Annotated in this window: 9 protein-coding genes; 5 read left to right on the top strand and 4 right to left on the bottom strand. The window is 56.1% G+C overall.

The window, feature by feature from the left end; all coding sequences use genetic code 11:
- Positions 1 to 3: 3 nt before the first annotated feature.
- A complete protein-coding gene (locus AC0V6Q_RS09700; protein ID WP_486168177.1) occupies positions 4 to 3,219 on the bottom strand; it encodes a bifunctional cytochrome P450/NADPH--P450 reductase in 3,216 nt (1,071 codons plus the stop codon).
- A gap of 54 nt (positions 3,220 to 3,273) precedes the next feature.
- Positions 3,274 to 5,190, bottom strand: a complete 1,917-nt coding sequence (locus AC0V6Q_RS09695; protein WP_486168176.1) for an AMP-binding protein — start codon at positions 5,188 to 5,190, stop codon at positions 3,274 to 3,276.
- 140 nt (positions 5,191 to 5,330) lie between these two features.
- Here AC0V6Q_RS09695 and AC0V6Q_RS09690 point away from each other — a divergent pair, with 140 nt between their 5' ends.
- Positions 5,331 to 5,657, top strand: a complete 327-nt coding sequence (locus AC0V6Q_RS09690; RefSeq protein WP_486168175.1) for a hypothetical protein — start codon at positions 5,331 to 5,333, stop codon at positions 5,655 to 5,657.
- Between the two features lie 11 nt (positions 5,658 to 5,668).
- A complete protein-coding gene (locus AC0V6Q_RS09685; protein ID WP_486168174.1) occupies positions 5,669 to 6,043 on the top strand; it encodes a TrbC/VirB2 family protein in 375 nt (124 codons plus the stop codon).
- A 626-nt stretch (positions 6,044 to 6,669) separates the two neighbouring features.
- Here the strand turns inward: AC0V6Q_RS09685 and AC0V6Q_RS09680 are convergent.
- Positions 6,670 to 7,557, bottom strand: coding sequence for an RHS repeat-associated core domain-containing protein (locus AC0V6Q_RS09680; protein ID WP_486168173.1), 888 nt, complete (start codon positions 7,555 to 7,557; stop codon positions 6,670 to 6,672).
- A gap of 220 nt (positions 7,558 to 7,777) precedes the next feature.
- Positions 7,778 to 8,509 carry a queuosine precursor transporter gene (locus AC0V6Q_RS09675; RefSeq protein WP_486168172.1) on the bottom strand — a complete coding sequence of 244 codons (732 nt, stop codon included), beginning with the start codon at positions 8,507 to 8,509 and terminating at the stop codon, positions 7,778 to 7,780.
- A 201-nt stretch (positions 8,510 to 8,710) separates the two neighbouring features.
- Between AC0V6Q_RS09675 and AC0V6Q_RS09670 the strand changes: the two genes are divergently transcribed.
- From AC0V6Q_RS09670 to AC0V6Q_RS09660, 3 genes are all read left to right on the top strand, one after another.
- On the top strand, positions 8,711 to 9,955 hold the full coding sequence (locus AC0V6Q_RS09670; protein ID WP_486169289.1) for a NupC/NupG family nucleoside CNT transporter: 1,245 nt from the start codon (positions 8,711 to 8,713) through the stop codon (positions 9,953 to 9,955).
- A gap of 46 nt (positions 9,956 to 10,001) precedes the next feature.
- A complete protein-coding gene (locus AC0V6Q_RS09665; RefSeq protein WP_486168171.1) occupies positions 10,002 to 10,958 on the top strand; it encodes an isopenicillin N synthase family dioxygenase in 957 nt (318 codons plus the stop codon).
- A 269-nt stretch (positions 10,959 to 11,227) separates the two neighbouring features.
- Positions 11,228 to 14,677: a TonB-dependent receptor gene (locus tag AC0V6Q_RS09660; protein WP_486168170.1), complete on the top strand. Its 3,450-nt coding sequence runs from the start codon at positions 11,228 to 11,230 to the stop codon at positions 14,675 to 14,677.
- The last annotated feature ends 79 nt before the right edge of the window (positions 14,678 to 14,756 follow it).

Below are 14,756 nucleotides of genomic sequence, written 5' to 3'. Positions count from 1 at the left end.
CCCTTAGCCGACCCAAACATCGAGCAGGTATCGCTCTTCATCCATAATCGTGTCGATCCAGGCTTCTGCAGCCGCTTCGTCGCAGCCTTTTTTGTCCATGCAAATTCGGGTGAGAGTTCTGCGTACATCGGGCTCCATCCGGGCGCCGTCGCCGCATATGTAAATGTGCGCGCCTGCCTCTATCATATCCCAAACTGTGTCTGCTTGTTCAGCGATCAGATCCTGAACATAGGTTTTTTTGCCGTTATGGCGCGAAAACGCTGTGTGGACTTCGGCGATGCCCCGTTCATGGAAATCTTCCAGCTCATCGCGGTACATATAGTCGTGATCGGGATGGCGACAGCCGAAGAAAAGCAGGGCTTGTCCGAGTTGCTCTCCCTGCAGTTGCAGATGATCGCGTTGCTGCAAGAAGCCTCGGAACGGAGCGATACCTGTGCCAGGGCCCACCATGATGATCGGGGTTGCGGGGTCTTGGGGAAGGCGAAACTTTGCGGTGGGTTTGCGCACGGCCGCCTGGAACCGGTCATCGGGCGAAAGCCGCGCGAGATAGTTGGAACACGTGCCTTTAAATTCGCCCTTGCCCGATAGTGCTGGCCCTTTGACCACGCCGACGGTGATCGAGCAGCGATTGGGCGTCTTAGCAGGAGACGAAGAGATCGAATAATAGCGCGGGGCAAGGAAAGGTATGAGCTCGAGAAAGACTGCAAGAGGCAGATCGCAGGCGGGATAGTCTTCGAGAATATCGAGGACCGACTTGCGCTTTTGGAGCACTTCGCTCGTGTAGAGATCGGTTCCATCCTCGGTAGGTGGTGCAGCAAGCGCTTCCAGCCCTGACTTGGAGTTTGGACATTCAACAAAACGGGCAAGCGTCGCAATGTCCTTGCGGGTAGCCACCGCCTGCAATTCCCCCGCCGTTCTAGCGAGGTTCAGCACAGAGAAGGTGCTTCCGCTGGGGAACGGACCGCGCATGTCGCTGCGCGATTCAATCCGGACGTAGGTGTCTGCATCGAGGTTGAACCGCCTGAGCAATCGTTCGACCACGGCGCTGTCATTGACCGGAACCACGCAAAGGTGATCGCCCGGTTCGTACTCCATGCCCTCTGGCAGTTCGACTTCGATATGCCGGGTTGAACGGCCGTCATCCTTAGTAGTGTCTTTAAGCTCGCGCGCGCTCACCAATGTGACTTCGCGAGTGCCAACGCGCTCGGCAACCGTGTTGGCCGTAATGCTTTTGGTGATCTCGACCGAATAAAGCGGCTCGGCCATGGCATCCGCATTGTCTTCAAGGTCGAGTCCGAAATGCTCACCCAATTGCGGGACCAGTGCATCAAGCCAGTCATGAAACTGCGTATCGACGTCGGCCCGTGCATCCAGTTCAGTGCTACTGACGATCCGCTTTGCGCCCAAAGCTTGCAGCCGCGCGTCGATCTTGCGCGGGACCTCCTGAAAAGTGGCGGCCCAATCGCTATTGCCGCAACCGAGCATGAAGTATGAAACGCCTTCCAATCCGGCAGAACCTGCGTCTGCTTGATCCAGCCAGTCGACGAATTTGGCAGCGTTATCGGGCGGCATGCCGTTGTACGACGCGCAGGCAATCGCCACTGCGCCTTTTGCCGGGAGTTTGCCGGCAAATGCGTCAAGCGGTGCAAGCGTCACATCGAAGCCCCCAAACTCGGCCCTTTGGGCAAGCTCTCTTGCAAATCCTTCGCTCGAACCAAGGTTTGATCCGAAGAGCACCGTCAAAGGCGTGCCGTGTTTGGCCACGCGAACGGCGCTTGATCCGCCCTCATTGCTGTCGGCGTCTTCAGTGTCGGTTCCAAGCCGCTCTACATTATCGCGGAGCCGCGCCTTGATTGTGAACTCATTGGGCTTGATCGACAGGGTTTCCTTGATGTCGAGCTCGTAATTGGAATGATCGAACAGCTCGAAGCGCTGCAAGATCATGGATAGCACCAGGATCGATTCCTGGATTGCAAACTGCCTGCCGATGCATGCGCGTTGGCCATTCCCGAATGGCTTGTAGGCGGCAGGATCGCGCGCGGCTTCTGCTTCGGCGGAGAAATTGTCAGGATTAAACGCCTCGGGGTCATCGCCCCATACCGATTTGTCGCGGTGCAGCGACGGGATCACCACCGTTGTAAAAGTGCCCTTGGGGATCGCATATTTGCCCGCCAGCACTTCGTCCTTGAACGGCGCCAATCCGAACGCTGGAGCGGTGGGCCACAGGCGCAAAGCCTCAAGCAGGATTGCGCGGATGTAAGGCATGCGCCCGATCTGCTGTAGCGTCGGTGGCTGGTCGATATTGCGCCCAAGCACCTCGTCCACTTCGGCATAGGCGCGCGTCAGAACATCGCGGTTCTTGAGCAGGTAGTAGATCGTGAAGGACAAAAGGCCCGATGTCGTTTCGTGTCCGGCAATCAGGAAAGTGTTGATCTGGTAGCGGATGTTTTCATCCGATAGCCTCTCGCCCGTTTTCGCATCGCGCCCCGAGAGCATGAAATCGAGCAGATCCTGCGGGCCGTCGCCGCCCTGACCCCGCCGCTCGCGAATAATCTCGTCGACCAGATTGTTCATATAGGCCGCATCGCTGTGCAGCTGCTTGATCTGCGCGCCCTTCACCAGCTTTTCACCGGGAAGCCCGCGCATATTCTGCGTCGTACTAAGAGTGCGGTTCAGTGCTTCGATGAAGGGGTGAAAATCCTCGCGATAGAAGGAATTGAAGCGATATCCGAAACCGCAAACCCCGATCGTATCGAGCGTTAAACGGATCATGTCTTTGGGAACGTCGATGACATCGTCCGAGTTCATCCGCTCCCATTTGAGCATCAGCTGGCTCGCAATGTCCTGCATCATCGGCAGATAGCTGCCCATCGCTTTCTGACTGAAGGAGGGAAGCAGGATGTTGTGCGCTTTGGACCAATTGGGATCATCGGTATCGCCCGTGAATAGACCATCGCCCGCGATCAGGCGAAGGCGTTTGAGGGGCCCGCGAACCGTTTTGTCGAAACGTTTTTCGTCACATACTTCAGCGACCAGATCCGCGCCCGAGATAAACACAAGAGTGTTCCCCATCACCTCCAGCTTGAAGATCGGTCCATATTCCTCGGACAATCTCATCAATTCCTGGATCAGCCGCGTTGAATCGACTGTAAAAGCGTTGCCCAGAACCGGCGCTCCGGGCGGCTGCGGGATGGGGCTGAGCTCGTTTGAGGTTACCATAGCGCGTGATCATGCCAGACGAGGCGGTGACATGAAAGAGCCCGCGACGGGTCCTTAACTCGTGCGCACTGCCGCGATGATTTGCGAGATTACGCCAGCATCCTCAATCGTTTGGGGGACAGAGTAATCCTCTCCATTCAAGATGGCTCGCAGGAGATTGCGCAAAATCTTGCCCGAGCGTGTTTTGGGCAGCGCGCTGACCGAAATGATATCTCGCGGACTGGCGATTGGGCTGATCTGGCCGCGCACGGCATCGCGGATTTCATTCGAAGCCGCGGTGTCTTCCTGTGCTCCGGCGCTACGAACGTAAAAGACAACCGGGACTTCGCCTTTGAGCTCGTCATGGCCCCCGATGACAGCGCATTCGACCACGGCCGGGCAGGATGAGACGACCTCTTCAATCTGTCCTGTCGATAGCCGGTGCCCCGCGACATTTATGATGTCATCGGTCCGCCCCATGACGCGGAACGCTCCGTCTTCTCCCAGCTCACCGGCATCGCCCGTCGCATAGTAACCAGGGAATGTGGTGAAGTAGCTGTCGAACCCTTCCTGATTGCGCCAAAGGCTGCGAAAACTGCCCGGTGCAAGAGGTTCTTTGATGCAAAGATTGCCGGTTTTTCTAGGATCAACTTTGAGACCATTTTCGTCAAGCACTTCAAATTTGAAGCCTGGAACGGGATAGCCCGCTGCACCAATTGGCGCAGGCTCGCACCCCAGCCCGATGCACGATGCAAGCGCTGGCCAGCCAAGCTCCGTTTGCCACCAATGGTCGACCACCGGGCGGTCAAGCGCGTTTGCGATCCATTCAACCGTGTCAGGGTCTGCCCGCTCTCCGGCGAGGAATAGCGCGCGCAAGGATGAGACATCGCTTTTTGCCAGATATGCCGCGTCCGGGTCAGCGCTGCGAATAGCGCGAATGCCTGTGGGAGCGGTGAAGAGAACGCTGACCTTGTGCCTCTCGACAATCCGCCAGAATTCGCCAGCGTCCGGCGTGCCGATGGGTTTGCCCTCATAGAGGACTGTCGCATTGCCGTTTAGAAGCGGTCCGTAGACAATGTAGCTGTGGCCAACCACCCAGCCGATATCGGACGCGGCCCAATATGCCTCTCCTGGCTGAACCCCGTAAATGCTGCCCATGCTCCATGCGAGCGTGACGGCATAACCGCCGGTTTCGCGAACAACGCCCTTGGGTTTGCCGGTCGTGCCGGAGGTGTAGAGAATGTAGAGCGGGTGATCTGACCGTACGCTTACACAAGAGCGGGGCTTGGCTGCTGCAAGAAGACTGGCCCAATCGTGGTCTGCGGGTGAATGAAGCTCGGCCAAGCACATTGCGCGCTGCAGGACCACGACATGGTCGACCTGCGCAGATGCTGCGCTCAAAGCCTCGTCGACAATCGGCTTGTAGGGGATGACCTTCTTGCCTTCGATTCCGCACGATGCAGTCAGCAGGACGCGCGGTTCGCAATCATCGATCCGTTTGGCCAGTTCTGCTGCCGAGAAACCGCCGAACACAACAGAATGGATCAGCCCGAGCCGCGCGCAGGCGAGCATGGCAATAACGGCTTGTGGCACCATCGGCATATAGATCAGAACGCGGTCACCCATCTGTGCGCCAAGCTCCGCAAGCATCCCGGCTGTTCGCGCTACCTCATCCTGAAGCTCGCTGAATGTGAAAGTCTGACGCGTGCTGGTGACCGGGCTTTCGTAAATGAGAGCGCGGTCTTCGCCTCGTCCGCCAAGCACATGCCGATCCACCGCATTGAAGCAGATGTTGAGATGGCCGCCCGGAAACCAGCTTTTTCCATCCTCGCCCAGACCGGCCGATGGCGCTTCGTTCCAGTCGAGCAGGCCAGCAGCATCGAGCCAGAAGCCATCGGGATCGGCAATGGAGCGCTGATATTGCGAGAGATACTCCTCGCTTATGCCTTGCGCTTGTGCAGCTTTGGCCCCGTGCTTGCCCGGATCCGTCATAAATGTTCCTTCAGATATCGCGCGGCGCAAATGCTATAATTGTCCGCCATATCAGCTATCTTATCGAATGTGAGACGCCTCACCAGAGAACATTTACTAGCGCTCATTCCATTGTTGATCCAAACGCTTTCAGGGTGATCATGGCTGAAGACTTGCTGATCGCGGCGCTGCGTATGCGGCCTGATCGGATCATTCTGGGTGAGCTGCGCGGGGTGGAGGCCTTCACCTTCCTTCGCGCGGGGCTTCACCGGGCATCCCGGCTCCATGACCACCATCCACGCCGACACACCTGCGAGAGCCCCATAATTTGGGCCATCGAGCAGCTTGCCCTGCTGGTGCTGCAAGCAGGCTCCAAGCTCAGCCGCGAAGACGTGCGACACTATGTGCGCCAGAGCGTTGATGTGTTTGTCCAATTGGAGAGACGTGGCGGCAAGCGGCGGGTTTCTCAAGTTTTGGCGGCGGCATGATGGAGGGCGCGGTGTTGAAGCAGCTGGCTGTGCAGCGGAGCTTGTTTGAGCCGAGCGGTGCCTCGCCATTGCAGGGCGCTATGGGGTGGATCACCGAGCTTATGCAAGGGCCGCTGGTGATTGCGCTTTGTGTGATAGCGGTGGCGCTGGTGGGGTTTGCGGCGCTGGGTGGGCGTTTACCTGTGCGCATAGGCGCAAAAGCGGTGCTAGGGTGCTTTGTCGTGTTGGGCGCGCCGGTAATTGCTTCTGCTCTGATGTGGCAAGGTGAAGTGCATACGCCCAAAATGGTTTACCAAGCCGAGAATGTGGCGAGCGAACCCGCAAGGCCCGAGCTGCCACCTGCCGACTATGATCCATATTCGGGGGCGTCGCTTAGGCGGGAGTAAGGCACCCAGAGGAAGTAGATAGTGCGTCTAAAGCAGACAGGACTGCCTTGCGGTCTGCGGAATATATTCTCCAATCTGGACCTACTTTTCGAAAAGACTGTTGGGTCAGTGAACAATCATGGAAGAGTATCTCAGCAAGTAGCACCCTCGTTCAATGGGAACACCATAGGCTTACAACAACTTCTCTCCGTACGAACTAGAGCTACCTAATCAAGTAAGTGTTCTCGTGTCGACCATTTCGGTCGTATTCATATGTGATTCCTCTTTCGCAATCACGCTCACGTAACCGCAAAGTACGCCTCTCTCGAATTTCGTCCTGGATGACGAGAGCCGAAAACAACATTCTGTTCTCAGACTGATCAAACACAATTTCGTAACATTGCTCGTTGTGGTATTTGGCTTCCAATCTCGACAAGAAATCGATCATTGCAAGAGACCAAGATCTAGATACTTTCAGGTGATCTAAACATCCATTGTCCGCTGCTATCATGCATTTGTGAGATGTCATACCTGCTAGGGGGACGTTTGCAGCCTCGATTGATTCAATCGGGGTGAGATCTTGAGGCAGACAAGCGCAACTCGAAAGACTGACGGCGCACATCGCTGCGATCTTGGTAAATTGCATTTTATCTTCGACTCCTCACTATCGTTCTACCACTCGGTGTCCCGGTCACGCTTACATATCTTTCACCTCTCGCCCGTCGGGCTGTTCTTGTATGTTTTGCAGCTTCCCGTGTCTTTCTAAGATCGCCCGGGTTAGTACGGTCGGAATTGAATTCATCGCGTCTCTTGTTCGTTCGAATCGCGTCACCATTACGTCCCTCACGAGAATAATCACCGTGTGTATGATAGTCGCCAACAGTAGTATCAGAGTCGATTGGTATGTCCACGTTTCTACCATTTTCTCGTCCCTTGATCGGTTCGGTTGCAAAATATTTCACAGTTTCGACGGTTGTTGTCTCTCCAGTTTCTGGATCAACCTTTTCTGTTGTCGTAACCTCACGCTCAATACTCCCGCCGTATTCAACATTTTCTTCGATCGATTTGGAATTAATGTAGTCGACTGCATCCCTTCCAGCATCTTCGGGGTCTTCAAATCGGTCACCTGGTTTAAGTCCCAGAAAGTCAATTAAGTTTATCGGGTCATTATCCGCATAGGCATAAATATTGATTCCTCCCTCATACCCGATGGGATCGGTTTGGAGGAACCTGCCCAGCGTCGGCGAGTATATGCGGGCTTTGTAGTAATACATGCCCAGCTCTGGCAGCCACGCCTGCGCTTGCTTCTCGAAGTGCCCCCGGCACTTGCTGCGAGGCGCGCTATACCGAAACCGCCCCTTGGTCGCGATGTCATTGCCGCTGGTAGCGGTGTCCGGAATGCCGTACTCATCGTAGGAGTTGGTCGCGATGGAATTGCCTTGGTAATCGGTGACCGCAACAATGCTACCGCGAGGATCGGAATGCACAAAGCGGCGGCCCGTGCCGGAACCTTGTGCTCCTTCATACCAAACCAACGGATCGTCTGCTTCTACATTGGAGCCATGGATACTGAAACCAGTTCAGCACAGGCGACGCGCCGCAGCACCTGGCCCGATGCACCAATCTCCACCGCCAGCGCATTGCCATCGTAAAGGAAATGCGTGGTGCCTTGCCGGAAACGGTGACACGGTCTCTAAGGTGATCCCCAACCGCAACGAATACCGTTTGACGAGGGAGTGAGCCAGTTGCGGACTGTCAGGCGAATTCGTCGGCCTGCTGCGCGGTGGTCTTTCTTGTATCCAGCCACTGCGCGGTTTTCACCCCGAAAGTGATAAGGAACGGCACCAGAACGATGCTAAGCGCCACCTTTGCGATCACCTGTCCGATCAGCAGGTTCATGATCGGGAACAGGCCGTAGAAGGCAAGCGTGATGAAGATCACCGAATCGAGCGCTTGGCTAAGCGCGGACGCCAATGCGCCGCGCGCCATAAGCCCAAGGGTGGTCGCTTCGCCTGAACCTTTAAGCTTGTCGAAAATCCAGATGTTGAGGAGCAGCGAGACAATATAGGCCGCAGGGCCCGCTGCCCACACGCGCCACACGGTGGAGTGCACGCGCTCGAACGCGGCCAGATCATCGGCGCGGCCACCCAGCATTTCTGGAGAAGCGGGAAGGTTCAGGACCAGTTGCATCAGCAATGAGGCGATAAGCAGCGGTAAAAATCCCCACCAGACAATCCTTGTTGCCATCTGTTTGCCGTAGAGCTGTGCCAGAGTGCTGGAAATTACGACCAGCAGGAGGAAGGCAAATATGCCCGATTCCACGGCCAGATCGGTCGGGACCAATTGCACCTGCTTATAGGCAAGAACGCCTGCAAGGACTGTCATCCCGCCATATAGCAGGGTGAAAACGAACAATCCCAAGGGCATGGAAATGGTCGCTGGACGTGAGGTTGTGGCCAAGGTGTCCGTTTTTATATCTTCGCTCATGACGCCAATGGCTAGGCGAGGGCTTGCCAAAAGGAAAGCGTCGCCCGGCAAGCTGTCAACGGGCCCTTGCGCGCGCCCACTTGCGAACTTTGACGCAAACTGCCACGCCGCTGTGCATTCAAATCGGGAAAAGGGGGCAGGGATCGCCCATAAGCGCGTGACCTGCGGCTGAGTGCTTACGTGAGTGAAACTGCAACTTCGATGCTGTTCAGCGTCTTTGGTATTATCGCAATTCTGGCAATCGCATTCCTGCTTTCATCGGGAAAACGGCGCATAAAACTGCGGGTTGTGGGGGCGGCTTTTGCGTTGCAGGCGCTCATGGCTCTGCTGGTCCTGCGCACCGATTTTGGCGTGGTCGCAATCCAGTTTTTGTCCGACGGGGTCATCGCCCTGCTCGGGTTCTCGGTCGTCGGGATTGAGACACTGTTCGGTCCGATGGGTGACAATCCCTTCGCCAACACCTTCCTCATCGCCGCCCTGCCGGTGATCGTGTTCTTCGCAGCGCTTGTATCAATCCTCTATTATCTCGGTGTTATGCAGCGGTTGGTGCGCTGGCTTGGCGGGGCGATTGGTTGGCTCACCGGGATCAGCAAGGTCGAGGCATTGGGCAGCGCTGCCAATATCTTCGTCGGCCAATCCGAAAGCCCGCTTGTCGTGCGCCCCTATCTGGCCGCCCTACCTCCCTCGCGTCTGTTCACTTTGATGTGTGTTGGCATGGCGGGTGTGGCCGGCACTATCCTTGCTGCATATGCCTCTTTCCTCGGGTCTGACGCAGTGCCCTATCTTTTGGCAGCGGCCTTTATGTCAGCACCCGGAGGCATTTTGATGGCTAAAATCATTATGCCTGACGATCCCGAAGAAGCCGCCGAACACGACAAGCTTATGGAGACCGTTGCTGTCTCCGAAACCTTCGAAGAGGGCGAGGCGCCTGCCAATATTATCGAAGCGGCCGCGCAAGGGACCACTACCGGCGTTAAGCTCGCAGTGGCTGTTGGTGCGATGGTTATGGTGTTTGTGGCGCTGGTTGCACTTGCCAATGGCCTTTTAGGCGGTGTTGGTGGATGGTTCGGCTATCCTGATGTGACCTTCCAGCAGCTGCTTGGTTATGTCTTCGCGCCTGTCATGTTCCTGATCGGTATTTCGGATTGGGACCAGGCGCAGATCGCCGGCGGACTGTTCGGCACAAAAATCGTGCTCAACGAATTTGTGGCCTTCATCGAGCTTGGCGCAGTCGAAGGGTTGAGCGAGCGTAGCCGCTCTATCGTCACTTTCGCGCTGTGCGGTTTTGCCAATTTTTCCTCCATCGCCATCCAAATGGCGGTGACCGGCGGACTTGCTCCGAACCAGCGGCCAGTGATTGCGCGCCTTGGCCTTAAAGCGCTTGCTGCTGGCAGCCTCGCCAATCTGATGAGCGCGGCATTGGCGAGCCTATTTTTGCCTTTTTAGAGCAAACACTCTGGAATGGGGCGGCTCACTCCATTAAGTGGGCGCAATGACCGACACACGAGAAACCGCTCTGGCAACCGCCGGCATCGCCTCCGTTTCCCTGGCCCAGCCTCCTCAGGATATTGCGGAGGAATTGGGGCGCAGCTTTGCCGAATATGGCTTTGCGGTGGTGCGCGATCATGGCATTCCGCAAGAGTTGATCGAGCGCGCTGAAGAAACATCTAAAGCGTTCTTTGCCCTGCCCGATGAGGTGAAGCGCAGCTACAAGCTTGAGGGCGGAGGCGGCGCGCGCGGCTACACGCCGTTTGGCACAGAAAAGGCCAAGGACGCTGAGGTTTTTGATCTCAAAGAGTTCTGGCACGTTGGCCGCGAATTGCCGGAAGGTCATGAACTGGCCGAGTACATGGCGCCCAATGTGTGGCCCAAAGAGATCGCCCAATTCGAAGAGACATTCAGTGCGCTCTACGCCGCTTTCGAGAGCACCGGCCTACGCGTGCTCGAAGCGATTGCGCTGCATCTTGAGCTTCCACAGGATTTCTTCGCCTCAACGGTTAAGGACGGCAATTCTGTGATGCGCCTGCTTCACTACCCGCCGCTTGGAGACGATGCGCCGGAAGGGGCCATTCGCGCAGCAGCGCATGGCGATATCAACACGATCACCCTTTTGCTTGGCGCGGAAGAAGCCGGACTTCAACTGCTGACGAAATCCGGTGAATGGCACCCGGTCTTTGCCGAGGAAGGCTCAATTGTCATCAATGTGGGCGATATGTTGGAGCGACTGACAGCGGGCGTTTTGCGTTCGACCACGCACCGTGTGGTCAATCCGAAAGGGGCAGGGGCAAAGCGGTCTCGCTATTCTATGCCGTTCTTTCTCCACTTCCGCCCTGATTACATGATCGATCCCTTGGAAAGCTGCATCAAAAAAGAAGGCGCAGTCCCGCAAGCACCGATAAGCTCGCATGATTTTCTTCTGCAGCGGCTGCGCGAAATCAACCTCGCCTGAACCATCTGATTCGCCAAATCCGCGTTTTTGCGGGCGTTGATTAGGCCAAAATCAAAAAGGATTCCTGCGTGGCATCGGCGCAACACCGCGCTGTATGGCGCAGAATCCCTAGGGATTTTGGCGATTGGTCTAGGCTGAATGGTTAGTTTTCCAGTCAGGGCAAGGCGGCCGTCATGGACCTGTCACAAAAACCCCCTCATGGGCACCTCAGCGGGCGCAGGCCCGTGTCCAGTTATCCGATCCTTAAAGTGGTAAGGGGCCCCTCTCTCATGAAGTTAAAATATCTCCTAGCAGCAAGCGTTGTCAGCCTTTCGGCAGCAGCGACTATCGCTACACCTGTTCACGCACAGCAGATTACATCTGGCGTGGAAGGCAATGTCACTGACGAAGCAGGCAATGCGCTGAATGGTGCAACCATCGTCGTCACCGACACTCGTACAAACCAGGCCAGCACGCTTTCTGCTGGTTCTGACGGTAATTTCCGCGTTCAGTCGCTCCAGCCAGGCGGCCCGTACACTGTTACGGTGACCGCTGACGGTTTCGAAGGCCAAACCGTTGAAGACGTGTTCCTGAACATCTCAGGTAACACCAGCTTCAACTTCTCGCTGAGCTCGCAAAACGCAGGCAACACGATCGTTGTTACCGGCGTTCGCGCTCAGGTCAGCCAGGTTGCTGTGGGCCCGGGTTCGGCATTCGACACCCAAACGCTCGAAGCATTCCCTTCGATCACCCGCGACATTCGCGACATCATCCGCATCGACCCGCGCGTCAGCCTCGAGCAGAACAACGACGTTGATCGTATTTCCTGCCTTGGCGGGAACGACCGCACCAACACCTTCACCGTTGACGGCATTGTGCAGTCAGACGTGTTTGGTCTCAACGGTACGCCGTTTGCTGCACGTAACTCGCTCCCGCTTCCGTTCGACATCGTCGATCAGCTTTCGGTTGAGTTCGCACCATTCGACGTTGAGTACTCCGAGTTCACCGGCTGTCTCATCAACGTTGTGACCAAAGCTGGCTCGAACGAGTTTAGCGGTTCTGCGTTCATCACCTATTTTGACGGCGGCCTGTTCGCTGACAATCTCGATGGTGCACCATTGAACGCCAACGAAGAGAAGCGTTACGGCGCGACCCTTTCTGGCCCAATCATCAAAGATCGCCTGTTCTTCTCGGTCGGCTACGAAGAAGCTGATCTCACCGGCGGTAACAACTTTGGTCCTGCTGGCGGCGGCTTCACAAACGAAGCTGACTTTGTAAGCCAGGCACAGTTTGACGAATTCGCTCGTATCGCGCGCGACGTCTACGGTCAGGACATTGGCGGTTATCCGACGGCTCTTCCAGAAGGCAACAAGCGTTACTTTGCGCGTCTCGACGGTATCATCAATGACGATCACCGTATCGAGGCAACCTACCAGCGCCTTGAAGAAACCAACATCGAAAGCGATTTCGGTGGTCAGAACATCACCGGCTTCAACTCGTTTGAAGATGAAGGCACGACTTCTGACTACTACTCCGTCCGTCTCTACTCAGACTGGACAGATACGATCTCGACCGAGCTTCGTGTGAGCCGTGCCGAAGTCGGCGACGTCCAAGGCCCGGTCGGCTTTGGCGAAGCGCAATCTGACAACCCAACCCCGCGTCTTGTCGTAGGCGTCCTGCCTGACGGCACCGCGCGTTCGGATGGTGGTGTCACCGATCAAGAAGGCATCCTGAGCACTGGCCCGGGTATCTTCCGTTCGGCTAACCAGCTTGACACGCGTATCGATCAAGCCCGCTTCCAGATGAACATTGATGCGGGCGGCGGTCACTTTGTTAAGCTCGGCGCCGAGGTGAACGATTTGCAGGTGTTCAACCTGTTCGCGATCAACGCAACCGGTTCGCTCTACTTCCAGAACTTCGCTGACTTCGAAGCAGGTCTTTTGTCGCCAGGCACCGAACTGTTCCCGAACGCAGAAGAAATCGCTACTGGTGCAGCTCTTGGCGGCGATATCAACGCAGCTTCAGGCGGCGACATCAACAATGCAGCAGCAACCTTCGGCCGTACGATCTATTCGTTCTACGCTCAAGATGAGTGGCAAGCGACCGATCAACTGTCGATCAACGCTGGTGTTCGCGTACAGATCTATGACGGTGACGCACCGCAGTTCAACCAGAACTTCGTCGACCGTTATGGCTTCAGCAACGCTGTACCGTTCAGCTCGCTCGATCCTGTCATTCTCCCACGTCTCTCAGCGACTTATGAGTTCTTCAACGAAGGGTTCATCTCTGATAGCCGCGTGACAGGTGGTGTAGGCATCTTCTCGGGCGGTGATCCGGTTGTGTATTACTCCAACGCGTTCTCGAACAACGGTTTCTCGAGCGCATTGGGTACAACCCGCTTTGACTGTGGCCCTGGCGACATTCCTGTCGATCCTGTGACCGGCCAGTTCAACGTACTTGCTGGCGGCAGCTTCAGCGGCTTCCCTCAATGTGCGATCGACGGCGCAGCGGCCGATGCAGAAGCGGGCTTGGCTGACGTTCAATCAACCAATCCGGACTTTGATGTCCCAACGGTGACGCGTGCCAGCCTTGCGTTCCAAACCACTTTCGGAACCGACACCGGCTTCTTCAGCGACTGGAACCTGCAGCTCGACTACATCTACTCAAAGTTCAACAACTCGCTGAACTTCGTAGATCTGTCGCAGACACCTGACATTCGTACGGGCGTCAATGGCTTCACCACTGATGGTCGTCCAATTCTTGCAGCGATTGATAATGTTGCCAATGCTGATTGTAATGCGGTGCTTCAGGGCACTGGAGGAACGCCTCCGGTTTACACCGGCGTAACGCCAGAGTGCTTCAACACCAGCCGCGATGACAACATCCAGTTGACCAATGGCCGTGACGGCGATGCGCACTCGATCTCGGCTGTAATCAGCAAGCAGTTCCAGAGCGGTCTTCTCACGCAAGGCGGTTCGACACGTGTTCAGTTTGGTTATGCATTCACGGACAGCAACAACGCTCGTAACAACCAGTCATCGACGGCTACTTCGTCGTTTGACGCAACCGCAGCCTTTGATCGTCAAGATCCGGCACTGTCGACTGCAACCACGGAGACCCGTCACAACTTCACAGCGGCGGTTAACTTCCGCGAAGAGTTCTTCGATGGCTACGATACCAACATCGGTATTTTCTTCCGTGCCCGTGAAGGTCGTCCATACAGCCTGACCTTTGATGGTGGCGGTGTCTTCGCTGATCGTTCTTCGGGTAATGATAATGCGCTGCTTTATGTTCCATCAGGCATGAGTGATCCGAACGTATCACCGCTTTCTGATCCAGAAGCCGTGGCGGCTGTGATAGACTACGTGAATGCATCGGGTTGTGCTTTCACACCTGGTGAGAGCATCCGTCGCAACACCTGCCGTAACGATTGGCACTACGACATGGACCTGCGCTTCAGCCAAGAACTGCCGTTCATCGGTAGTCTCACGGGTATCAAGGATGACCGCATCGAGCTGTTTGCCGACTTTGCAAACTTCCTGAACCTGCTTGACAGCGGTGCGAACCTGCTGCGTTCACGAGGTGGTTTTAACGGCCTCGTTGACGTGATTGATGGTGAGATTGATGATGAAGGTCGTTATGTCTTCGATATCGATGACTTTAACCCAGACGATCAAAACTTCATCGCCATCAACCCATCTGCATGGCGCATTCAAATCGGTGCTCGCTACGAATTCTAATTCGAGCCTGCACTTGATACAAAAAAGAGCGGCGGGGCCTTCGGGTCCCGCCGTTTTTTATTGTGCCGCTTCTTTCCGG

It is taken from the genome of Erythrobacter sp. S227, assembly GCF_057364925.1.
The sequence above is the reverse complement of the archived record's forward strand: the minus strand, read 5'-3'. Positions and strand labels throughout refer to the sequence as shown.